20 protein-coding genes and 1 pseudogene are annotated in these 23,428 nt (G+C 64.3%); 12 read left to right on the top strand and 9 right to left on the bottom strand.

Annotated elements, in window-relative coordinates; all coding sequences use genetic code 11:
• Positions 1-138 precede the first annotated feature (138 nt).
• Both A9310_RS03550 and A9310_RS03545 read left to right on the top strand, forming a co-directional pair.
• Positions 139-555, top strand: coding sequence for a helix-turn-helix transcriptional regulator (locus A9310_RS03550; protein ID WP_055476457.1), 417 nt, complete (start codon positions 139-141; stop codon positions 553-555).
• The gene (locus tag A9310_RS03545; RefSeq protein WP_055476458.1) at positions 548-2,740 is read left to right on the top strand and encodes a cation-translocating P-type ATPase; all 2,193 of its coding nucleotides are present in this window, start codon (positions 548-550) and stop codon (positions 2,738-2,740) included. The genes A9310_RS03550 and A9310_RS03545 overlap by 8 nt, the downstream gene beginning before the upstream one ends.
• 15 nt (positions 2,741-2,755) lie before the next feature.
• Here A9310_RS03545 and lnt read toward each other — a convergent pair whose 3' ends face one another.
• Positions 2,756-4,264 (bottom strand): apolipoprotein N-acyltransferase, encoded by a 1,509-nt coding sequence (gene lnt, locus A9310_RS03540; protein ID WP_226514238.1) that lies wholly within the window; start codon positions 4,262-4,264, stop codon positions 2,756-2,758.
• A 204-nt stretch (positions 4,265-4,468) separates the two neighbouring features.
• On the opposite strand from lnt, the gene A9310_RS03535 reads away from it, so the two are divergent.
• Entirely contained in the window at positions 4,469-5,113 is a 645-nt protein-coding gene (locus tag A9310_RS03535; protein ID WP_055476459.1) for a thioredoxin domain-containing protein, read from the top strand.
• A 2-nt stretch (positions 5,114-5,115) separates the two neighbouring features.
• Positions 5,116-5,745, top strand: coding sequence for a vitamin K epoxide reductase family protein (locus tag A9310_RS03530; RefSeq protein ID WP_055476464.1), 630 nt, complete (start codon positions 5,116-5,118; stop codon positions 5,743-5,745).
• Positions 5,746-5,847: 102 nt separating this feature from the next.
• Here the strand turns inward: A9310_RS03530 and A9310_RS03525 are convergent, their stop codons facing one another.
• The 3 genes from A9310_RS03525 to A9310_RS03515 form a co-directional block, all read right to left on the bottom strand.
• On the bottom strand, positions 5,848-6,789 hold the full coding sequence (locus tag A9310_RS03525) for a cation diffusion facilitator family transporter (protein WP_065629398.1): 942 nt from the start codon (positions 6,787-6,789) through the stop codon (positions 5,848-5,850).
• 248 nt (positions 6,790-7,037) lie between these two features.
• On the bottom strand, positions 7,038-7,850 hold the full coding sequence (locus A9310_RS03520) for a cytochrome c biogenesis CcdA family protein (RefSeq protein WP_055476895.1): 813 nt from the start codon (positions 7,848-7,850) through the stop codon (positions 7,038-7,040).
• Positions 7,847-8,416, bottom strand: coding sequence for a TlpA disulfide reductase family protein (locus A9310_RS03515; protein ID WP_101821343.1), 570 nt, complete (start codon positions 8,414-8,416; stop codon positions 7,847-7,849). Before A9310_RS03515 ends, A9310_RS03520 begins: the two co-directional genes overlap by 4 nt.
• A gap of 506 nt (positions 8,417-8,922) precedes the next feature.
• On the opposite strand from A9310_RS03515, the gene A9310_RS03510 reads away from it, so the two are divergent.
• From A9310_RS03510 to A9310_RS03500, 3 genes are all read left to right on the top strand, one after another.
• The gene (locus A9310_RS03510; protein ID WP_223258965.1) at positions 8,923-9,786 is read left to right on the top strand and encodes a M23 family metallopeptidase; all 864 of its coding nucleotides are present in this window, start codon (positions 8,923-8,925) and stop codon (positions 9,784-9,786) included.
• Positions 9,787-10,015: 229 nt separating this feature from the next.
• Positions 10,016-11,806, top strand: coding sequence for a cytochrome c oxidase subunit I (gene ctaD, locus A9310_RS03505; RefSeq protein WP_055476897.1), 1,791 nt, complete (start codon positions 10,016-10,018; stop codon positions 11,804-11,806).
• Positions 11,803-12,078 (top strand): hypothetical protein, encoded by a 276-nt coding sequence (locus A9310_RS03500; RefSeq protein WP_055476898.1) that lies wholly within the window; start codon positions 11,803-11,805, stop codon positions 12,076-12,078. The genes ctaD and A9310_RS03500 overlap by 4 nt, the downstream gene beginning before the upstream one ends.
• Before the next feature lie 357 nt (positions 12,079-12,435).
• Here the strand turns inward: A9310_RS03500 and A9310_RS03495 are convergent, their stop codons facing one another.
• Positions 12,436-13,368, bottom strand: a complete 933-nt coding sequence (locus A9310_RS03495) for a M56 family metallopeptidase (protein ID WP_055476899.1) — start codon at positions 13,366-13,368, stop codon at positions 12,436-12,438.
• Positions 13,369-13,372: 4 nt separating this feature from the next.
• The gene (locus A9310_RS03490) at positions 13,373-13,744 is read right to left on the bottom strand and encodes a BlaI/MecI/CopY family transcriptional regulator (protein ID WP_055476900.1); all 372 of its coding nucleotides are present in this window, start codon (positions 13,742-13,744) and stop codon (positions 13,373-13,375) included.
• A gap of 162 nt (positions 13,745-13,906) precedes the next feature.
• On the opposite strand from A9310_RS03490, the gene A9310_RS03485 reads away from it, so the two are divergent.
• Positions 13,907-16,153 (top strand): cation-translocating P-type ATPase, encoded by a 2,247-nt coding sequence (locus A9310_RS03485; protein ID WP_055476901.1) that lies wholly within the window; start codon positions 13,907-13,909, stop codon positions 16,151-16,153.
• Here A9310_RS03485 and A9310_RS03480 read toward each other — a convergent pair.
• The gene (locus A9310_RS03480; RefSeq protein ID WP_223258964.1) at positions 16,091-18,154 is read right to left on the bottom strand and encodes a cytochrome c oxidase assembly protein; all 2,064 of its coding nucleotides are present in this window, start codon (positions 18,152-18,154) and stop codon (positions 16,091-16,093) included. The two genes, A9310_RS03485 and A9310_RS03480, sit on opposite strands and share 63 nt — an antisense overlap.
• 55 nt (positions 18,155-18,209) lie before the next feature.
• Between A9310_RS03480 and A9310_RS03475 the strand changes: the two genes are divergently transcribed.
• A complete protein-coding gene (locus tag A9310_RS03475; RefSeq protein ID WP_055476902.1) occupies positions 18,210-18,869 on the top strand; it encodes a DUF5134 domain-containing protein in 660 nt (219 codons plus the stop codon).
• Between the two features lie 92 nt (positions 18,870-18,961).
• On the opposite strand, the gene A9310_RS03470 is transcribed toward A9310_RS03475, so the two are convergent.
• Positions 18,962-19,303 carry a DUF3703 domain-containing protein gene (locus A9310_RS03470; RefSeq protein WP_055476920.1) on the bottom strand — a complete coding sequence of 114 codons (342 nt, stop codon included), beginning with the start codon at positions 19,301-19,303 and terminating at the stop codon, positions 18,962-18,964.
• On the bottom strand, positions 19,290-19,640 hold the full coding sequence (locus tag A9310_RS24970) for a helix-turn-helix transcriptional regulator (protein ID WP_078111946.1): 351 nt from the start codon (positions 19,638-19,640) through the stop codon (positions 19,290-19,292). The genes A9310_RS03470 and A9310_RS24970 overlap by 14 nt, the downstream gene beginning before the upstream one ends.
• A gap of 212 nt (positions 19,641-19,852) precedes the next feature.
• Here A9310_RS24970 and A9310_RS03465 point away from each other — a divergent pair, with 212 nt between their 5' ends.
• The 3 genes and pseudogenes from A9310_RS03465 to A9310_RS03455 all read left to right on the top strand — a co-directional run bounded on the left by A9310_RS03465 (position 19,853) and on the right by A9310_RS03455 (position 23,246).
• Positions 19,853-20,572, top strand: a complete 720-nt coding sequence (locus A9310_RS03465; protein ID WP_254661161.1) for a TetR/AcrR family transcriptional regulator — start codon at positions 19,853-19,855, stop codon at positions 20,570-20,572.
• A pseudogene (locus tag A9310_RS03460) lies at positions 20,569-21,439 on the top strand (3-hydroxyacyl-CoA dehydrogenase). Before A9310_RS03465 ends, A9310_RS03460 begins: the two are co-directional and overlap by 4 nt.
• A 1-nt stretch (position 21,440) precedes the next feature.
• Positions 21,441-23,246 carry an oleate hydratase gene (locus A9310_RS03455; protein WP_065629396.1) on the top strand — a complete coding sequence of 602 codons (1,806 nt, stop codon included), beginning with the start codon at positions 21,441-21,443 and terminating at the stop codon, positions 23,244-23,246.
• The last annotated feature ends 182 nt before the right edge of the window (positions 23,247-23,428 follow it).

Here is a 23,428-nt window from a genome sequence, read left to right as displayed (position 1 = left end):
CCTTGACCCTGGACGCCTACGGGCCGGCCCCGACCGGTCCGTGCCCGCGGGTATGCCATCCGCCACATCAACGGATATTGAGGTATTTGCCCGAAGGTGGTTACATGGCGACATATCAACGAACGTAAGGATGTCGATATGACCCGGGAGCCGGTGGATACATGCGACTTGCTGTGCCTCGATTTGCCTCACGCAGAAGGTATCCGGTCTGCGTTGCCGGATGCGACGGCGGTCGACCGTGCCGCCACCGGGGCCCGTGCGCTCGGCGATCCCACTCGTCTGCGCGTAGCGACAGCGTTGCTGTCGGGGGACGAACTGTGTGTCTGCGACCTCGCGTGGGTGGTCGGCATGGCGCAGAACCTTGTCTCACACCATCTGCGCCTGCTCAAGAGTGCCGGCCTCGTGACCGGGCGTCGCCACGGACGGTTGGTGATGTATGCGTTGACTCCGTCCGGTCATGCTCTCGTGACAGCGGTTCTGGCGGTCGCCGGGGTCTCCACGACAGCCGCGACGAAACCGGCGGCGGCCATAGTGCAGGGGCATACACATGAGTGACGCATGCTGCGGACCCTCAGATTCCGCCGCCCTCGAGGCTGAGGCCGATCAGGGACCGGTCCGGTTGTGGCAAGTACGCGAGTTGCGTTTCGCCGGCGCAGCAGCAGTTTTCCTCGCGTTCGGCTGGATCATCGGAAGCTCGCTATCGGACACCGCAGGCGTCGTCCTGGAACTGCTCGCGGCAGTTGTTGCCGCCTCCACGTTCGTGCCGTCGACACTGCGATCGCTGCGCCACGGGCGCATCGGTGTCGGAACGCTGATGACGATCGCCGCAATCGGCGCCGTGGCGCTAGGCCAAATACCCGAGGCCGCGCTGCTGGGAATCTTGTTCTCGGTCGCTGAAGGACTCGAGCATTACGCGGTCACCAAGACCCGGCGAGGCCTGCGGGCGCTGCTCGCGCTGGTTCCACCGACCGCATCGGTGATTCGTGGGGGTCTCGAGGTCACCGTGTCACCGGATGAGTTGATCTTCGGCGATGTGATGGTGGTGCGTCCCGGTGAGCGCGCGGCGACCGACGGGACTATCACCGCTGGCACTACCAGCGTAGATCTGTCGGCGATCACCGGCGAATCTGTGCCCGTGGAGGCGGGTCCGGGTGACTTGCTCTACGCCGGCGCGATCAACGGTGGCGGTGCGATCGAAGTCCGCGTAACCGCCCGCGCCGCCGACAGTTCCCTAGCCCGCATCGTGCACATCGTCGAGCAAGCGCAGGAACGCAAGGGCGCCGGCCAACGTCTCGCCGACCGCATCGCCCGCCCCCTGGTCCCGGCCATCATGGTGCTAGCCGCACTCGTGGCCGGTATCGGTGCGCTACTCGGTGATCCGCTGCTGTGGCTCGAACGCGGCCTGGTGGTGCTCGTTGCCGCGTCCCCGTGTGCGTTGGCGATCGCGGTGCCGCTGACGGTGGTCGCCGCGATCGGCGCCGCCAGCCGCCATGGCGCACTCGTCAAAGGCGGTGCTGCACTCGAAGAGCTGGGACAGGTCCGCGTCGTCGCGCTGGACAAGACCGGCACCTTGACCCGCGGCACTCCGGAGGTCATCGACGTGGTGAGCACACCCGAGGTCACCCGCGAGGACGCGTTGTCTTATGCCGCCGCGCTCGAGGCTCGCAGCGAGCACCCGTTGGCGAGCGCGATTCTCGCGGCCGCACCTGCTCTGGGCTCACCTGCCGATGACGTCACCGCGATCGCCGGTCACGGCCTCACCGGCCGGATACGCGGACAGCAACTGCGCCTGGGCAAACCCGGGTGGCTCGATCCCGGCGCGCTCGCCGGAGACGTCACTCGATTGCAGAGCGACGGCGCCACCGTCGTGCTGATCGAACGGGAAGGCACCGTCGTCGCCGCGATCGCGGTCCGCGATGAGCTTCGCCCCGAGGCCGCTGAAACGATCGGGCAACTGACGGCGCTGGGTGTCGACTCGGTCATGCTGACCGGGGACAACGACCGCACCGCACATGCTTTGGCCACTGCGTCCGGAATCAGCACCGTCCATTCCGAACTCCTTCCCGAAGACAAAGCCGACTTGCTGGCCACGCTAGCGCGCGGGCGGGCGATCGCCATGGTCGGCGACGGCGTCAACGACGCCCCGGCGTTGGCCACCGCCGATGTCGGTATTGCGATGGGAGCGATGGGTACCGACGTCGCTATCGAAACCGCCGATGTGGCGTTGCTGGGCGAAGATCTTCGCCATCTCCCGCAACTACTGTCCCATGCTCGGCGCGCACGCCGAATCATGATGCAGAACATAGGATTTTCCCTAGCGATCATCGGTGTGCTGATTCCGCTGGCCGCCACGGGCGTCCTCGGCCTGGCCACAGTGGTCTTCGTCCACGAACTCGCAGAAGTGCTGGTGATCGCCAACGCGATTCGTGCCGCCCGGACGAAAGCGCTGCCGGGCACCGGTGCCGTGCCCCGGGTATCCCCCGGCACGCTCAACATCTCGGTGTCGGCCTACCACGACACAGGCGACGCCTGTTGCGCTCCAGGACCAGCCACCACCCCCGTTCAACCACGGTCGGTGCCCGCGGTACCCCTGCTGCCGACACCACGAGCACGCGGCGCGGCGACCAGCAAGAGCTGTTCGGCCACAACAGAACCAGGGTGCAGTTGCTGTTCGAGCCCGTCGGATGGCGCCGATGACGTACCGAGTAGCTCGCCAACGTTTCATCGCGAGCGTCACTGAGGGAGCCACGCCGCGTCAGGAGCGTAGGCGTGATCTCCACGTGCGTACAATCAGTGCCGCCAGGACGGCGGCAGCACAGATCCCTTCTCCTGCTGCTCCGATCCGCGTCGCCAGGGTCGTCGTTGTCCTCAACGGCACCCGCGCGATGAGAACATCGGGGGAGAACAATTCTGTGCGTTGTGCAATGGTCCCATCAGGTTCGATGACCGCGCTCACGCCACTGGTTGCTGCGATGACCACCGCCTTATCGTGTTCGACTGCCCGAACTCGCGACATCGCGAGTTGCTGGTAGGTCATCTCGGTGCGCCCGAACGTCGCGTTGTTCGTCGGAACCGCGATCAGCTGCGCACCGGCGCGCACCGATTCGGTCACCAGATCGTCGAACGCGACTTCGTAGCAGGTCGCTACCGCCACGGGCACCCCGGCAAGATCGACAACGCCATCGCCTGTGCCAGGAATGAAGTTGCCAGCCCGGCTGGCGTAGGACGAAAGCTGTGTCATCAGTCCCCGCAGCGGCAAGTACTCCCCGAACGGCACCAGCTGACGTTTGTCATGCTCCTGACCAGGCCCGGTGACGGGATCCCACACCACCAACGTATTGCGGGACGTGCTGTGGCTCCCGGCGATCACCGCGCCCACCAGGATCGGCACCTCGATCGCCCGCGCGGCACGATCAATTTGCGCCGCAGCATCACGGTTACCGAACGGGTCGATATCGGATGAGTTCTCCGGCCACACCACCACATCGGGACGCACGACCCGCCCAGAGCTGACCTCCTCCGCCAGGTCGAGAGTGCGCCGGACATGATTGTCGAGCACTGCACGTCGCTGAGCATTGAAGTCCAAACCCAACCGCGGTACGTTGCCCTGCACCAACGCCACCGTCACCGACTGCTCCTCCGGTTCTGCTGTCTGCGACGGCGCCAGGGTCCATGTCAGCACTCCCACTACGGCGACTGCTACGCCTGGGCCGGCCAACGCCCGAGGGTGCACGTTGATTACCGCCACTGCGATCGCGGCCAGGAGTGCGCCGAGCAGCACCACAACGAAGGACAACCCCGGCGCGCCAGCCAAGGCCGCTAACGGCAGCAAGAACCCGTCCGGCTGACCGAATGCTATTCGGCCCCAGGGAAAACCGCCAAAAGGCACGCGGGAGCGGACGGCTTCGACTGCCACCCAGGCGCATGCTAGCCACACCGGCGCTCCGCGGCATCTGCCGACCAGCGCCGCCACCGCCCCGAAGACACCGAACGCCACCGCCTCGACCGCCGCCAAGGCCAGCCACGGCACCGCACCCACATACGTACCGACCCACGGCAGCAGCGGCACGAAAAAGCCCAGCCCAGCGAGATAGCCGTAGCCTGACGCCGCCCACAGCGACCGCCCACGCAGTGTCACCACCAGGACCGCGATCGCCACCGGGGCAAGGAACCACAGTTGGCGCGGAGGGAAGCTCACATACAGCAGCCCGCCCGAACCGGCCGCAGCCGCGATACGTAGTGCAGATGCACATATCGGTGGCAGACCTGCGCCGGCATGCCGAGCATCCGAGTGACGACTCACCGCCCACCGCTCCCCTCACCGGTTCGGTCGTGCGTGATATGCACGCCAATCGCCCGGACGACACCGCACGCCCTGTAAACTACTAGCCAACGTAGTAGTAAACGTGACGGGAGTGATGATCGTGCCAGCTCAAGCGGTCAAGGTTCGACGCGGAGGGATGTCTCGATGAGTCGCAACGTCAAGATGTCGCTCGCGGCAGTCTTCGTGTTCTGCCTGGCGCTCACAGTGGTGTTCGTGGTCTCCCGGGCCGGAGAGAGCGAACAGTCCGGCGACCAGGCGTATACGACGGTACGGCCTGATTCTCCACGGCTATCGGCTCCGACCGAGTCCAAGGCGACATTTGTCGAGTTCCTGGACTTCGAGTGTGAAGGGTGTGGGGCGGCGTACCCGGCGGTGGAGCAGCTTCGCCAAACCTACGGCGATCAAGTCACTTTCGTGGTCCGCTACTTCCCCCTCCCCGGGCACTTCAACGCCGACCGCGCGGCACGGGCCGTGGCCGCGGCGGCCGAACAAGGCCAATTCGAACCGATGTACCGCAAGATGTTCGACACTCAACGCAGCTGGGGCGAACAAAAGGTGCCGCTGGACGATCTGTTCTTCTCCTACGCCCAGGTGTTGGGCCTGGACATGGAGCGATTCGCCGCCGCCTATGACTCACAGGCCACCCGCGAGCTCATCGACCGCGATGTCGCTGACGGCAAAGCACTAGGCGTGACCGGAACCCCCACGTTCTTCATCAACGACGAACTCATCAAGCCCGAAGGCTATGACGATCTGAGCTCTGCGCTCGAATCCGCGATACGTCAGTGACCATCACACCCCGGCAGACCTCAGAGCCGTCAGGCTTTGCGCCCGACACGCAGATCCCGGTTTTCCCGCGGCTGCTCCCGTGGATTCTTGCGGTCTGCGGAGGCATTGGACTTGTCGCTGCGTTCGCACTGACCGTCGAAAAGTTCGAACTGGCAACCGATCCGAACTACACGCCGACCTGCAGTATCAACCCGATCGTCAATTGCGGATCGGTCATGGACACCCCCCAAGCAGCCGTCTTCGGGTTCCCCAACTCACTGCTCGGAATCGCAGGCTTCACAGCTCTGATCGCTATCGCCGTCCTGCTAGGACCCCGCCCGGCCTTGTGGGTCATGATCGGATTGCAGATCGGCCTGACGGGTGCGGTGGTGTTCGTCCATTGGCTGATATTTCAGAGTCTGTATCGAATCGATGCACTCTGCCCGTACTGCATGGCCGTGTGGGTCGTTGTCGTGGTTGCCTTTTGGTATGTGAGCCTGCGCAATGCCGACCATGTCTGCCCATCCGGGAGAGCACGCCGAGCCCTCGATGTGGTCCTCACGGTGCACACCGTAGTACCGCTGGTGTGGGCGATGGCGGTGATCGCCCTCATCATCGAACGCTTCTGGTGGTACTGGTCCACGCTGGTGTGACCGTGGCCCGATTGACAGGGGTGAAGCATCGTCTCTCCCCTGGCAACGATCGTGCACTTCGTGCGCAGACCGGCGGCGTGGGTGTCGTCGATGCGCCACCCCTCACGGGTGATGGGCTGCCAAGGCTTCCTCCTGGTGACGCTGGGCACTGGTCTCGAGCTGGAAGGTGGAGTGCTCGAAGGAGATGGCGAAGTGGGTCGCCACGCACGTTCGGATGTCATTCAAGATCGTGGGGGCGTGCCCGTCCTGGAAGCAGTCGTCATCGACCACCACGTGAGCGCTAATGATCGGCAGACCAGTGGCCACCGTCGATGCGTGGAGGTCGTGCACGTCCTGCACGCGGTCCATCTCGAGAATGTGGGCCCTGACGTCGTCCAAATCGATCTCCCTGGGCGTGAACTCCATCAGCACTCGCGTCGTCTCTGCCATGAGCTTGAGGGCGCGGGGTGCGATCAGTAGCGCAATGAACAGGCCGGCCAGTGCGTCGGCTTGTTGGAAGCCGGTGGTAGCGATGACGATCGCGGCGACAATTACACCCAGCGATCCCAGTGCGTCGTTGAGGACCTCCAGGAACGCCGCTCGCATGTTGAAGTTGGCCCCGCGTCCTGAGGCAAGCACCAGCATGGCGACGATGTTCGCCACGAGCCCGATGATTCCGAAGATCAGCAGTTCGGTCGAGGGAACCTCTGGCGGAGCGAACAGTCTCCGCACGCCCTCAACAGCGGCGTAGAGCCCGACAGCAAGCAGCAGCGAGGCCTGCCCCAGAGCGGCGATGACCTCGATGCGCCGCAGTCCCCATGTGCGAGTCTTGCTGACCGGACGGTGCATCACGGTTGCTGCGACCAGCGCGACCGCCAACCCGATCGCATCTGTCGCAGCGTGCGCGGTGTCGGTCAGCAGCGCCAGACTTCCCGTGATCACCGACCCGACCAACTGGGCCACGACAATGATCCCCGTCAGAACAAACGCTATCGCCAGACGGACACGCAGCGACGAGTCGCTGGACGCAGGATCGGTTGGTCCGTGGTTGTGTCCGGCTCCCATACTTCGTACTCCCTCTCATCCACACCCAGATAGCCACGCTACCCCTATATATCAATACATGCGCATGTGACTATATGACAGACCGGGCCGGAACGGTACCAGCGGATCACGTCACGACTGACTCGGGATGTGCTGAGATGGCCCGACGTTGGCGGCGTGGAGGCGGTGGTTGTTCGGTCTCGTGAGGGTGCGGTGACCGGAAACAGGGGGACGCTGTGGACGTCGAATCGGGGCCGCCACCACAGGGCTCAGATGGGTAGTTGAGTATCGGTGATGAACGCGTCGCGCACCCACACGATGAATTGGTCCCACAGGCCGGTGATCAAAGCGATGCCCACCGCGATCATCATGGCCCCGCCGGCGATCTGGATCATGCGGGCGTGGGTGCGCAACCAGCCGAGGCTTCGCAACGCCCACGCCGAGGAAAACGCAAGCACAACAAAAGGAATGCCAAGGCCGGCGCAGTACGCCACGATCAGCGCGACGCCCTTGGCTGCGGTGGCGCCTTCGGTGCCGCTGGCCGTAGCAATGACTGCCGCGAGTGTGGGCCCCAGGCACGGGGTCCACCCGAGTGCAAAGACCCCGCCGAGCAGCGGGGCGCCGGCGATGTTGGAGACGCGGCGGGGGGCGAACCGTCGTTCCTGTTGCAGTGCCGGCACCAGCCCGATAAACACCAAGCCCATGACGATGGTGACCACACCGCCGATACGTTGCAGGACTTCACGATTCACCACGAAAGTCGTGGTGACCCCAAGTACTGTGGCGGTCGCTGCCACGAAAACCACGGTGAAACCGATGACGAACAGGCCTGCGGCGAGCGCCACACGCGAGCGACCCCGTTTATTCGACTCCCCCACCGACACCGCCGGCGCCTCGGCGCCGACCACGCCAGCCAGATAAGACAGATACCCCGGGACGAGCGGGACCACACACGGTGAGGCGAACGACACCAGCCCGGCGATCATGCATGCGAGCAGCGCCAGCAGTAGCGGACCGCTGGCGACGACGTCAGCAAACGTCTCGCCGACCGAGGCTTGCAGTTCGACTGACTGCGCCGTCATGGGCGTTGTGTCACAGGCTCAGCGACGACGCGCTGAACTGTTGCCCCGAGTTCGTCGGCGGTGATGGCCTTGAGGAACACCGCGGCCGGACGGTGGTCGCGGTCGAGCACGATGGTCGTCGGCACCACCGACGTTGGAGTGGTCAGCGCAGCCAGAGTGATGCCGGCAAAGTCGTAGATCGAGGGAAAGGCGACTTTCCTGTCGACAATGAAGTCCTTCGCCGCTTGCCGGTTGTCGCGCAGATTGATACCGAGGAACTCGACCCCCGAGGTCTTGTTCTGGGCGTAGACATGCTCGAGGTCGTCGGCTTCTCCCCGGCAGGGTCCGCACCACGAACCCCATACGTTGATGACGACGACTTTGCCTGCGAAGTCGTTGAGTCCGACGGTCTGGTCGGTCACCACATCAGGGCCTGAGACGTCAGCGATCCTCTGACGGCTTGCAGGCGGGTCGTAGGTGATGACCGTCTGCCCGCCGGGTGAGACGAACTGAAAGGTTCCCCCCTGCGCAACGGCGTCGTCGCCAGCGCTACCACAACCCGACGCTACCCACGGCACCACGCACATCAGCGCCAGGATTGCCGCCCGCACCGCGGATATCCTTCTCTCCTGCTGCACCAGCACTCCTTGACCTTGATCTACTACGCAGCGTGGTAGATTAACGTTCGCGTTGTCAACATAGCCGTAGTTTTTGCGATCTGCACCGGCCCGTAGGCCCACGTCCCGCGGCGAGGGTTCTGCCGCGTTCATCTGACGTATCGGTGCGCTCAGCTGTGATTACGCTTGATTCGGTCGAGGTCCCGAGGCTGGGCATCATTGCTTATCTGCAACTACGTTCCCTAGTAATAGAGGCCGCCAGTTGCGACTGACGCTCAACCGGATCGTGTTACTGCTGTGACCTGTGGGGCCTATGGTTCGAACGGAGGGCTGCCAATCGGGGCCTCATGTGCACCTGGCGTGCGGTGCTGAACGTCAGTGCGTCGCGCCCGTCTCCGGAAGGTCTCGCTGGCATGCCTATGTCGTCCCTCATTCGCCGCTGCGGCGTTGCACGGCCCTGTCTGAGGCTGGGGGCCGTGGGAATTGTTGCTGCGGTTCTGCTGAGCCTCTCGCTTGACGCTCGAGCGCGCGCCGACGCAGATGACACCCATGTGGCCCAGCAGTTCGCCCAACTGGTCGCCGAGACGATCTCGGCATCCTTGGGGGGGCCGGCGATGGGGGAACTAGCCGACGAGATCCGGACCGTCAGCACATGTCTGGCCGATCGTGCGCGCCCAGTCGAGCCGTCGGAGCCAACGGATGACCCCATCACTGCGGTGGGTTGCTTTGCCGCCGTTCTCAGTGCGGGACGAGCAGCCGCCGAACTGGTTGTCGACGCGCTACCGATCGGGCGGTTGCTGGCGCTGCTGGCATTTGAGATGCGTCCCCACGATCCTGCGACCCCGCATCCCGCACCGAACGGTCCACCCGTCTATTCGTCGCCGTCGCCGGGGTCCGTAGTCGCTCCGACGAATGGTCGAATCACCTCCACCTTCGGTGACGGTCGAGGTCATCAGGGCATGGACATCGGCAACGACCTCGGCGCGCCGATTTTCGCGGTCACCGACGGCGAAGTGATCAACTCCGGCCCTGCCCAAGGCTTCGGATTGTGGGTACGTATCCGACATGCCGATGGAACAGTCACCACCTACGGCCATAACGACGACAACCTCATCGAGGTAGCGGCTCCGGTCACGGTCGGCCAACCCATTGCCACGGTTGGCAACCGAGGTAACTCAACCGGCCCCCACTTGCATTTCGAGGTGGCCGATGCATCCGGTGCTGCCCTCGACCCGGTGAGCTGGCTCGCCGAACGCGGCGTCCGTCTGCCCGCCGACGGCGAACCTACTATCCCTCCCAACGAACCGCCGAGCAGCGGAAGTGCAGACCTCTGGCGGTAGGGAGCAGCGCCGCGTAACCGCGATGACCCTCCGCGCCTGATATTGGTGAGGGAGCCGACTTTTCGTTGCCGCCATGTCGGTACTCGCCCGAGATTCGGGATTCCGGGCCCAACTATGCTACCTAGTAGTTAATCGACTACAGTCCGTAGTTACGGCCCGGGAAGTCGCACGCAGGATGCGCGTGTTGCTCGATCAGGGCCACCGTTTGTCCGACTCAGATGGAGGCCTGATGACCGCGGTGTCCCCGCGCCCACCCGAGGTGGTCGCTACGCGGCCCTACCCCGAGCGGCGCAAGTCCAGAGGGTCATTCATCTACAAGCTGCTGACCACGACCGATCACAAGTTGATCGGCATGATGTACATCGTCGTGTGCTTCGCGTTCTTCCTCATCGGCGGCCTGATGGCGCTGCTGATGCGCGGCGAGCTCACGACGCCGGGCATGCAGTTCCTCTCGACCGAGCAGTACAACCAGCTGTTCACCATGCACGGCACGATCATGCTGCTGATGTATGCCACCCCCATCGTGATCGGCTTCGCCAACTTCGTACTGCCCCTGCAGATCGGCGCTCCCGACGTCGCCTTCCCGCGGCTCAACGCCCTCGGCTTCTGGCTGTTCGTCTTCGGCTCGACCATCGCGATCGCCGGCTTCATCACCCCCGGTGGTGCCGCCGACTTCGGCTGGACCGCCTACACCCCGCTCAGCGATGCCATTCACTCACCCGGCGTCGGCTCGGACATGTGGTTTCTCGGACTGACAGTGTCCGGCTTGGGCACCATCCTGGGCGCGGTCAATATGGTCACCACGGTCATCTGTCTGCGCGCACCGGGAATGACGATGTTTCGCATGCCGATCTTCACGTGGAACATCCTGGTCACCAGTGTCCTGATCTTGCTGGTGTTCCCGCTGCTCACCGCGGCACTGCTCGGCGCCGAAGTCGACCGTCAATTCGGCGCGAATCTGTTCGATCCGTCCAACGGCGGCGCCATTCTCTGGCAGCACATGTTCTGGTTCTTCGGCCACCCCGAGGTCTACATCATCGCGCTGCCGTTCTTCGGCATCGTCTCCGAGATTTTCCCGGTCTTCAGCCGTAAACCGTTGTTCGGGTACTCAGGACTGGTCTACGCCACCCTCGCCATCGCCGCCCTATCGGTCGCGGTGTGGGCACACCATATGTATGTCACCGGCGCCGTGCTGTTGCCGTTCTTCTCCTTCATGACGTTCCTGATCGCGGTGCCGACGGGCGTAAAGTTTTTCAACTGGATCGGCACAATGTGGCGGGGCCACATGACGTTCGAGACACCGATGTTGTTCTCGGTCGGCTTCATGGTCACCTTCCTCTTCGGCGGACTCACCGGTGTGCTCCTGGCCAGCCCACCCATCGACTTTCAACTCTCCGACAGCTACTTTGTGGTGGCCCACTTCCACTACGTCCTCTTCGGCACCATCGTGTTCGCCACCTACGCCGGCATCTACTTCTGGTTCCCGAAGATGACCGGACGTCTGCTCGACGAACGCCTGGGCAAGATCCATTTCTGGCTGACGTTCATCGGCTTCCACCTCACCTTCTTGGTGCAACACTGGCTCGGAGCAGAAGGCATGCCCCGCCGGTACGCCGACTACCTGCCCTCAGACGGCTTCACCACGCTCAACATCATCTCCACCGCCGGCGCGTTCGTCCTCGGCATCTCGACCTTGCCGTTCCTGTGGAACGTCTTCCGCAGCTACCGCTACGGCGAGGTCGTCACCGTCGACGATCCATGGGGCTTCGGCAACTCCCTGGAATGGGCCACCAGTTGCCCACCGCCGCGCCACAACTTCACCGAACTCCCCCGCATCCGGTCGGAGCGTCCAGCGTTTGAACTGCACTACCCGCACATGGTGGAGCGGATGCGCGCCGAAGCTCACGTCGGCACACGGCACGGTGAACCCAGCGAGACCGCAGAAGAAGTCCGCCGTGCGCCGCTGACCACCGGAGACCATGAAGCATCTACAGATCCCGACCCGGAGAGCCGACCGTGAACAACTCCCCCTTCCCTGCCCTCGACCAGGCCGCCGTCCCGCGATCGCGCCGCCCGCTGACCGTTCCTCGATGGTTCGCCATCCTCGCAGTCGGCTACACCGCGTTGATGACCTTTGCGTTGACCCTGCTCGCGGGTTCTGTCCTCGCTCAGGGCACTCCCCTGCTGCTGTGGCTGATCGCGGCGACCGCGGCAGCCTGCGCGGCCCGCGGAGCAGCCGCGATCGCGGCCCGCACAGCACAACCAGCGCGCGGCCGTGCGCTGCGGCGGTAGCCGGTCGCGTCATCCATCGGCCCAACTCTGCGTGATCAGAGCCTTGCCTGCGGGGCGTGGTGCTGCACAGCGCCACGTGGGCCATGTCGAGACTGCACGCCCCGATGCATAGCTGACGCGATCCCGGTATGACCCTGGTGACGTGGATTATGCATCCTGTTGCGACAGTCTCTCGGCTGGCGGGTCCGATGGCGAAGATGCACTCTGGGCCTCGCGGGGGCGGCGCGCGCGGGGCGTGCGCGCAACACCATGAGACACGCGCCGGTGAAGGTCGTCGTTACCGGTGGCGCAGATGAACGAAACGTCACCGGGTTTGCGACACTAACTGCTGAAGAGTGAACGTGGCGGTGCGGGGACTCACGCGGTGAGCCCATGCGCAACAACTGAGAGCACCGGAAGTGCTGCAACGGTACACAATGCGGCACCCAGAAGTGGCAGTACACTCGCCGCTGCGTACTTCGATTTGGTCGGCTCGATCACGCCATTGTCGAGCATGCGCAGCCGGTAGCGCGTGGAGTGCTGCATGGGGGTCCCGGGGCCTACGCCCTGACCGGTGACATGGGCCAGTGCGCTGCGTACCGCAGCCGTGCTGGTGACCCGGGCTGCCGACATGTCGGCATCCACTTCGATCAGGGCCGCGACCGCCGCTGGCGCCCGCCGAAACAGCGGTACGAAGGGCAGAGCACGTGCCATGACGTCGCAGACCGCCAGGACCCGGTCGTGACGAGACCTTAGATGGGCGAACTCGTGTGCCAGTACTGCTGCCCGCGCCTCGGCCGGCACGCGTGTGCGCAGCGCGCTGGTGGCTACCACGAAACCGCTGCGTCCGCCGACGCAGTAGGCCATGGGGTGGGGATGATCGATCCAGAGTACGTCGGGGGTATCGGGTTCGGTGCTGCCTACCACCGCAACGACGTCGCGATGAAGGCGTTGCACACGTTGCACATCGCGCGTGTGACGAGCGCACGACATCGCGGTGCGAGCGACCACGGCGAACAGCACGACGGCGACGGTGATGCCATACACCTGGCTGAAATCGTCGCGCACCGCATGCAGGACAGCGCCAGCGCACCGAGCCAACGTGTCGACGAAACGCTCCGCAGGCGGCGCATCGGGCCATAAGGCCGACAGCGCCGACAGGAGAAGCAGTCCCACCGCAGTGGCAATGCTGCTGACCCATGCGGTGATCACTACCCGCGGTGACCATCGCTGTGGCAATCGGTCGAGAACGTAAGGACCCAACACACCCAGCACGGCCGCGCCCACCAGGTGGGCCAAAGCAACGCTCACACTCTCAGCGCCTTCTCGGACGATCCGTCCGCGTCCGGGACAAGTGTTCGCTAAGGACCTCGCGCTCCTCGGGGGTAACCATCCGCGCGAAATGCATCAGGACCGCCGTGGAATCGCCGCTGGCATCGAGCACCCGTCGCAGTGTCTGCGACGTCGCCTCCTCCCGCGACTGCAACGGGAAGTACCTGTAGGCGCGGCTGATCTTCTCGCGTCCGGCGAAGCCCTTCTTGTGCAGATTGGTTACCACGGTCAACACCGTCGTGTACGCCAGATCGCGATCGGCCAACGCATCGACAATGTCGTGCACACTCATCGCCGCAGAAGCGCCCCACAGCACGTCCATCACTGCGCGTTCCAACGAACCCAATTGAGTCACCGTCGCCTGCCTGATCGCCTTGTCTTTGCTGCCAGTCTAGAACAAACTACCCTGCTTAGTAGCCGAAGGTGGCTTCGCCAGGTTGGCCGCCACCATCTGACACACTTTTCGCATTTCCTGCGGTGCCATGACTCACCTCACCGCCTACTGAAAGCGCCACTCGTGACCGACCTCGTTGACGACACGTACTCGACCCGCCGCATCCAACTCGATGTAGGTGGCATGACCTGCGGTGCGTGCGCAGCCCGAGTGGAACGCAAACTCAACAAGATTGACGGCGTACGCGCCTCGGTGAACTACGCTACTCGGCGGGCCACCGTGGAACTCGATAGCCACGCAGGCGTGGCCGATGCGATCGACGCTGTTCACACGGCAGGCTATTCGGCTACGGAACTGACCGAGCAGGCTCCTCCTGTCAACGAGGATGCGTCGACGGCGAAGGCGCTGTTCACCCGACTGATCGTCGCGCTGGCCCTGTTCGTGCCGCTGGCCAACCTCTCCGTAGTGCTCGCCGTCATCCCGGACCTGCGTTTTCCCGGGTGGCAAGCGGTGTTGGTGGCGCTTGCCGCACCAGTCGTGACCTATTGTGCGTGGCCGTTCTACCGCACCGCGGTGCGTACGTTGCGGACCGGTGTGGCCACGATGGACACGCTCGTCTCCCTGGGAGTGCTGGCCGCGACCGCCCTGTCGATGTATTCGATGTTCTCGGCCGATGCGATGTCTGCCGCGGGTCAGGGGGTGTGGTCAGCGATCTTCTCCAGTGACTCGATCTACCTCGAAGTTGCCGCCGGCGTGACGGTCTTCGTGCTGGCGGGACGCTACTACGAAGCGCGTGCCCGCACACAAGCTGTCCAGGCATTGAGCGCGCTGGCCGCGCTACGCGCAACCGAGGCCCGCGTCGAGTGTGCAGGGGGTACGAGCATGCTCATACCCCTGGCGGAACTCAAAGTCGGTCAACGACTCATCGTGCTGCCGGGTGAGACCATTCCCTCGGACGGGCATGTGATCGAGGGCACAGCCAGTGTGGACCTCAGTGCGATGACCGGAGAGACGACGCCGGTGCAAGTATCAGCCAACCACCGCTCCACCGCAGTCGGGGGCACTACCTGCCTCGACGGGCGATTACGGGTGGAAGTCACTGCAGTCGGTGACGACACACGCCTTGCGGAGATGATCGCGCTGGTCGATAGCGCACAGATGGCCAAGGCCCGCGCTCAACGGGTCGCTGACCGTATCGCCGCGATCTTCGTACCATGCGTCATCGCCCTGGCTGTGAGCACTGTCGTGGGCTGGTCACTAACCGGAGCGTCCTGGGAGCACGCCGTGAGCGCCGCGGTGGCCGTGCTGGTCATCGCCTGCCCGTGCGCGCTGGGCCTGGCCATGCCGATGGCCCTGGTGATCGCCACCGGGCGCGGCGCCCAACTGGGAATCTTCCTCAAAGGGCATTCCGCATTGGAACTGTCCGGGACGATCGATGTGGTGGTCTTCGACAAGACCGGCACTCTCACCAATGGGCGACCTCAGGTCAGCGGCGTGTACACCGTCGACAACAACAGCACGGAGTTGATCCTTGGCTGGGCCGCGACACTCGAGCAGCACACCAGCCACCCCATCGCTACCGCTATCGCCGCAGCGGCCGGTCCGCAGTCCCTTCCTGCACCGGTCGAGGTGGTCACCGACGTCGGCAGTGGCGTGCGTGGAGTGATCGACGGCCTGAGGGTGCAGGTGGGCTCGCCGACGTGGATTGCCCGTACCGCTGCGGTGCCTGCCGCGCTCGACGCGCAGCGCGCTGACGTCGAACGCTCTGGTGGCACCGCGGTGTACGTCGCGGTCGACGATGCAGTTCGGGGCCTCATCGACATTCGCGATAGCGCCAAACCCTCTGCTCGCCAGGCAGTCGATGAGTTGCACCGCATGGGACTTCGCACGTTGTTGGTCACCGGCGACAACGCCGGCGCAGCGCAGCGCGTAGCAGCGCAGGTCGGCATCGATGACGTGACCGCCGGGGTGCTCCCGGCTGAGAAAGTGGCCATCATCGACGACGCGCGCAGGAGCGGTGCCTGTGTGGCGATGGTCGGTGACGGCATTAACGACGGGCCCGCTCTGGCTTCGGCGGATCTGGGCATTGCTATCGGTGGCGGTACCGATGTCGCTATCGGCGCCGCCGACATCGTGTTGGTGCGCGACGATCTCACCACCGTCGCGTTGGCCCTGCACCTCGCCTCGGCCACCCGACGGACGATGCGCACCAATCTGGCATGGGCGTTCGGTTACAACATCGCCGCACTGCCGCTTGCTGCCGCTGGACTGCTCAACCCCCTGATCGCCGGGGCGGCAATGGCCTTGTCATCGTTTTTCGTCGTCTCCAACAGCCTGCGTCTGCAGAACTTCGCGCGTGTAGACCACTGAGGGTGACAGTTGCTGGGTCGGTGCCAGCTGAGACACCATCGCTGCGACGGTTCGAGAGTCGCTGCCATCAATGGCGACGGACTCGGGCAGATCGGGCCGGCGTTCGGCACGCACCCACTGCACCAACAGCACCAGGCAGACCACCACCATCGGAATCTCGCTGATCACTGCGGCCACCACACCGCCCGCCCACTGCGTGCGCGCGAGGTCGGGACCCCACGGCAGTTGCAACTGGCTGTAGAAGGATTCACCGATCACCGTCGTGGAGGTCATCAGTGCGATACCAAAAATGGCGTGAAAAGGCATGACGGCGAACAGCAGACCTAGGCGCGCCAGAATCGGCAACTGCTTGGGGCCCGGGTCGATCCCCACAGAGACCCAAAAGAACAGGTACCCAAGGGTGATAAACAGCACGCTCATCAAGACGTGCCCCCAGTGGTAGCGGACGAGTACGTCGAACACCGGTGTGAAGTACACCAGAAACGACGAGCCCACAAACAACGCGAACGCGACAACTGGATTGAGCAGTAGGTGCACGCCTCCAGAGCCGAGCAGAGTCAGCAGTCCCCGCCGGCACGCCGCTCCACCAGTGTTACCTGCCGTTGGCAGCACCCTCAACAGCAACGTGATCGGTGCGCCACCCACCAGCAGAATAGGTGCGATCATGGTCAAAGCCGTGTGTTCGGCCATGTGCACGCTGAACAGAGCATTGCCGTAGGCCTTCAATCCGGAGCTGGTGGATACCACCACCACAGCGCAGCCCGTGACCCATGACGCGGTCCGCCGTATCGGCCAGCGATGTCCACCGCCCCGCTCCCGCCTGGCGGCTACGACATATCCCACGGCGCTCACCACCGCTGCCACACCCACCACAAGATCAACACGCCACAACGACACCAGCGACCCGACACCGGGCGGGCCAGGAAGCGAATAACCCAGGTACACGTCCCACGCAGTGAATGGGTGGGCAATCAACCCGGGTGCGACCCGGGTGTCCATCACCGCCCAACACGCCACCGCTGCCAGCGCAGCCCCCGCGGCAAGGGAAGAAGCAGTTGCCGACATCGGCACACCCCGGCGCAGGCGCACAACATCGGCGATCACAAGCACCGCCAGTACACCCACCAACAGCCCCGCAGCGCGACCGAAAGCCGACGACCACACGCCCGGAGTCCGCAGCAGCACCACCACACACACCGCGCCCACCAGAGCTGTCACATCGGCGCCCAAGACGACATAGCTGACACGTCGGTCGGCCGCCCTGTCGATGGTCGCCGACCCCAAACCACGAGCCCTAAACCGGTCGGCCCACCGCAGCCCCACCGACACCGCCAAGCTCGCCGCGAACACAATCACCGCGCCGGTCGTGTAATCGTGGTCAGGCCCCTGCGCGGCATTACCGACCACAGGCAGCGCGAGCACCCCGACCGTCGCGGGAACCACCAGCGCCACCTGGACCGACCACCGCAGCGACACCGAACCGACCAGCACCACGACACCCGCTGCCGCCACAACCAGCCACGCCAGCGCCGGCAAACTCACACTGAACGCGTAACCAACCTTGCCGCTGGACACCATCGCGCCCACGGACACACCAGTGGTGTCCGCGGCCGACGTAACCGCCATCAGCACCGCAACAACCACACCAAACCCTGCAGCGCGGCGGACGCGGCGAAACACCGGATACACCGCAGCGTCAATGAACCCCTGCGAGTCGGGAGACGCGGTGAGCACCACCGAAACTAACCCTCCGAGGACCGCCGCAGCCAACGCAAAGCCAGCAAAATTGCCGACCACATCGGCCACAGCCGTACCCATCCCCGGGTAAGGATCCGCACTCTCGACATAGCGAGTGGCCCCGGACGCCCAGGCGTACACCGCCAACACCAGCATCAGCCCACCGACCAGCAACGGCGCCACCACCCGAAGAGGAACTGCGCGCAGCAGTCGCGACTGGATTGACGAGGTGTCAGCCTCCGGCAACGCCTTTGATTCGCCCACCAACCGTATGCTACTACTGCGCATAGTAGTTAACTCACATGGATCGAGGGCCGCGGTGATCGACGACCTACTCCTGCGGTGGATCGTCACCGCCATGTTCGCGATCGGAGCGATCGACAGCATTCGCACCCTAGCCGCCCACCGCAGCGACCTGCGGCTCTCAGTCGTGCACTGCCTCATGCTCCTGATGTCGCTGGCGATGATCGTCATGGCGTGGCCACAAGGCAATCAGCTCCCACTGCTGCCTCTGATGCTGCTCTTCGCTCTCGCCACAGCAATCGCGGTCGTCTTCGCGGTGCCGAAGACGACCGCGCGGCGGCTTTACGTCTCTACCGCAGTGATGATGGCCTCGATGGTGTGGATGTATGCGGTGATGAGCCGGCACAATTCCACATCCGCCGTTCCCGCTGCCACCGCCCCCGCACACCACGGAGGCCCGTCGGGGGCCGACGCCATCAACGAGATGACACCGCTGCACGGCCCGTCATCAGATCCCATGTGGATGGGGTCGGTCACCTTGCTACTCGTGCTCGGCTTCCTCGCGCTCACCCTCTACTGCGCAGCCCGGTCAATTCAGCTGCCACGCACCGCGGCCCCAGCGCCACCACTGTCAAACGCTGTAGCGACGCTTCGCCGCCCGCATCTAGAGTTCTCGTGGATATGCCACACGTTAACCGCCGGTGGGACAGGAATCATGTTCGCCGCTCTACTCTGACAGGCCACCCGAGCCTCAGAGTGAGCGGTCATTCCCGATATCGCTACGGCCGCCGCGCAGCGCATGCTCATCACTGTCGCGTCTGCGGCTGTTCATGACCGTAACGCAGAAGCGATATCGCCGGGAACCGGCATCGGGCGCATCAGACCGGCGGCAACACGTCCGGTGTTGCCCTCGGGGTAGCGTCCGCTCAGCGATCCGGGAGCGGAAACGATGATGCGCACCACCTGGCCGAGCGCTTCGCGCCGATCATGTTGGTGCACAGCGAATCTGAACATCGAAATGTGGTTCTGAGTATGCAACCACGGGTCCGGCTGGGACACGATGTGGGCGCGTTCAAGATGGTGCCAGCGCTGCTCTGCCACCTCGGCGGCGGCGGCCGCTGCCATCTCTGCCCGGTAGAGGTCACGGGCTGCCTCACTAATGCGAGCCATCGCCAGCCTCCTCGGCGCAGCACGGATCATCCAACGCAAGTACCAGCCCGAGTAGATCGTCGAGTGCATGACCAATCCGGCTATTAGCCAGTTCATACCGACTCCGTCGACCCTCAGGTACCGCGACCACCAAACCGCATCCCCGTAGGCAGGCCAGGTGATTCGACAACGTTTGCCGCGACACCCCAATCGCCTCAGCCAAGTCCGCCGGATAGGCTCCACCATGGCGCAACCGAACCAACACCTGCGTTCGCGTCGAATCGGATAGTGCGTATCCAAACCTCGTCAACGCGTCATGCTGCGCTTCTACCACCGTGCTCACGCCAAAATGATACATGACTCGATGTATTCACGCACATCTGAACAGTAAAGGTCAGGACTTCCGTCCGGCTCGATTAAGGCATAATCCTTTGCCTGTGCCTGACATAGCCCAACATTATCGGCTGTTATCTAGGACGAGTCGAAACAGATGAGAGAACCGAGACACTCATGACCGGTCAATCGCACGTATCGGACGTGCGCGTGCGGACCCTACGACAGCGAGGTCGCATGGGTTGCGCGCTCCTCGATAATGAGTACGCTCATTCTTGTGGACGAAAGGGCGATCTCATGACGGCGCCGCAGGTCCTGGGCCGTCGCGAAAGGAACATGCAGCTCAAGCACGAGCGAATCTTCGCCGCGGCGGCTGAGCTGTTCGCCGAGCGCGGCTTCGCGGCCGCGACGACGCAGGAAGTGGCCGACCGCGCCGGAGTTGCAGCGGGCACCGTGTTTCGATACGCGGCGTCCAAGAGCGAACTGCTTCTCATGATCTATAACCGCATGTTCCGTGAGGCCATCGCTGAAGGCGTCGGCTCCGCGGCGAGACCGATGGACGCCGTGGACGCGGTCCAATCGATTGTCATGGCGGTTTTCGACGCGTCGATGGCGTCGCCGGAGAACAGTGCTGCGTATCAGCGAGAGCTGCTCTTCGGCCCCGCATCCGAGCGATACCGTGCCGAGGGACTCGCGATCGTCGCCGAAATGGAGGACACGATCGCGACACGACTGCTCGCTGCCGCCCCCGAGATGGATGCCGACTCCGCGCGACTGACCGCAGCCTCCGTGTTCGCGGTCCTGCACCTGGGCATCGCGCGCTCATCGACCCAGGCACATCCAGGGCGCGATGCCCGCCAAGACCTGCACGATCAGGTCCACCTCATTCTCGCCGGGCCGGCGTCGTCGAAGACGCAGGCTGGTGCCAACCAACAACAGAAGGGCAACCAACGATGACTGATATCACTCATGTGACCGGTTCTAGGGACGGGAGTGCTGGGCTCCCAGATCGCCTTCCAGACCGCCTACAGCGGTTTCGCGGTGACGGCCTACGACATCAGCGACGAGGTGTTGGAGAAGGCGCGGCAGCGTTTCGCCGGCCTCGCCGACACCTACCGGGTGGACGGTGTCGCGGGCGATGCCGGAGGCAAAGCTGTCGCAGCGCTGGATCGCGTCCGCTACAGTGCCGACCTGGCCGACGCGGTGAAGGACGCTGACCTCGTCATCGAGGCGATCCCGGAGATCCTCTCGCTCAAGCAGGAGACCTACGAGAAGCTCGGGAAGGTCGCGCCCGAGAAGACGATCTTCGCGACGAACTCGTCGACGCTGCTGCCCAGCGATCTCAAGGACTTCACCGGACGTCCGGAGAAGTTCCTCGCGCTCCACTTCGCCAACCAGGTGTGGAAGTACAACACCGCCGAGGTGATGGGGACCGCCGACACGGACCCGGCCGTCTTCGACGAGATCGTCGCCTTCGCCGGAGAGATCGGCATGGTGCCGATCCCAATCCACAAGGAGAAGGCCGGCTACGTCCTCAACTCCCTCCTGGTGCCCTTCCTCAACGCGAGCTACGCACTCGCGGCCGGCGGTTATGCCGAGCCAAAGGACATCGACAACGTGTGGCGGATCGCCACCGGAGCCCCGCTCGGCCCCCTCCAGATCACCGACATCATCGGTCTCACCACTCCGTACAACATCCTCTCCAACGCGGGACCGGAGGCGAAGCCCCTCGCGGAGTGGCTGAAGGCGACCTACATCGACCAGGGCAAGCTCGGCATCGCGACCGGCCACGGCTTCTACGACTACACGAACACGGGAGAGTGACATGTACTACAGCAGCGGCAACTACGAGGCCTTCGCCCGCCCCCGTAAGCCCGAAGACGTCGAGAAAAAAACCGCCTGGTTCGTCGGGGCGGGTCTGACCTCGATGGCGTCGGCGGTGTTCATGATCCGCGACGGACAGCTCCCCGGGAACAGGATCACGATCCTGGAACGGCTCGACCTGCCAGGCGGGGCGCTCGACGGCATTCGCAAGCCCGAGAAGGGCTTCGTCATCCGCGGCGGCAGGGAGATGGAGGACCACATGGAGTGCCTGTGGGACCTCTTCCGCACCATCCCGTCGCTCGAGGTCGACGGGTCGGTGCTCGACGAGTTCTACTGGCTCAACAAGGACGACCCCAACTACTCCCTCAACCGCGTCACGCACAACCAGGGCGAGGAGTTCGTCACGAACAACGAGTTCGGGCTGACCGACAAGGCACAGAAGGACATGGTCAAGGTCTTCCTCGCCTCCCGCGAGGAGATGGAGGACAAGCGCATCGACGAGGTGTTCGGGGAAGACTTCCTCGACAGCAAGTTCTGGCTGTACTGGCGCACCATGTTCGCGTTCGAGAACTGGCACTCCGCCCTGGAGATGAAGCTCTACCTCCACCGCTTCGTGCACCACATCGGCGGCCTGCCCGACCTGTCGGCGCTGAAGTTCACCAAGTACAACCAGTACGAGTCGCTCGTGCTCCCGATGTACAAGTGGCTGCTCGACCAGGGCGTGAGGTTCGAGTTCTCCACCGAGGTCACCGACATCGACTTCGCCTTCGACGGCGACCGCAAGCAGGCCACCCGCATCCACTGGATCAAGGACGGAGTCGAAGGCGGCGTCGACCTCGGTGCGGACGACCTCGTCCTCGCGACGATCGGCTCGCTCACCGAGAACTCCGACGACGGCAACCACCACCGCGCCGCGAAGCTCGACGAAGGCCCGGCGTCGGCCTGGGACCTGTGGCGACGGATCGCAGCCAAGCATCCCTCCTTCGGGCGTCCCGACGTGTTCGCCGGCGACATCCCCAAGACCAAGTGGGAGTCCGCGACCGTCACCACCGTCGGCCCCGAGATCCCCTCCTACATCGAGAAGATCGCCAAGCGCGACCCGTTCGCAGGCAAGGTCGTCACCGGCGGCATCGTCACCGCGAAGGACTCCGCCTGGCTGATGAGCTGGACCGTGAACCGGCAGCCGCACTTCAAGGCGCAGGCGGATGACGAGATCGTCGTCTGGGTGTACGGACTGTTCGTCGATGTCCCCGGCGACTACACGGGCAAGACGATGCAGGAGTCGACCGGCGAGGAGATCACCCAGGAGTGGCTGTACCACATGGGCGTGCCCGCCTCGGACATCCCGAGGCTGGCTGCCGACGGTGCCAAGACGGTGCCCGTCATGATGCCCTACGTCACCTCGTTCTTCATGCCCCGCAAAGCCGGCGACCGTCCCGACGTCGTGCCCGAGGGAGCCGTGAACTTCGCGTTCATCGGACAGTTCGCCGAGACGACCCGCGACACCATCTTCACCACCGAGTACTCCGTGCGCACCGGCATGGAAGCCGCCTACCAGCTGCTCGGCATCGACCGCGGAATCCCCGAGGTGTTCAACTCCACCTACGACCTCCGCTTCCTGCTCAAGGCCACCGCACGCCTCCGAGACGGCAACGAAGTGGAACTGCCCGGCCCGAAGTTCGTCGGCAATCGCATCATTGAGCGCCTCGACCACACCCAGATCGGCCAGCTCCTCACCGACTTCGGCTTGATCCCCGAAGTCGCCGACACCGTGAGGCGGAACCGCTCCGACGACGCGATCTCGTAGCCTCACCGAGGACCTGGATCAGGTACTTCGGCCCGTTCGCCTTGACGTAGTCCAGCAGCCAGTTCAGAGTGTGGCTGAGCTGGACACGGCCGTTCTGGTTGTTCCCGGAACCCTTGATGTCGATCGACTTCGCCTCCGCATATGCCTTGATCGACTTCTCCAGTACGGCTCGGATCATGAGG

The organism is Gordonia sp. UCD-TK1 (assembly GCF_001691435.1).
Taxonomy (GTDB): Bacteria; Actinomycetota; Actinomycetes; order Mycobacteriales; family Mycobacteriaceae; genus Gordonia; species Gordonia hongkongensis.
This window is presented reverse-complemented; position numbering and strand designations above follow the sequence as displayed.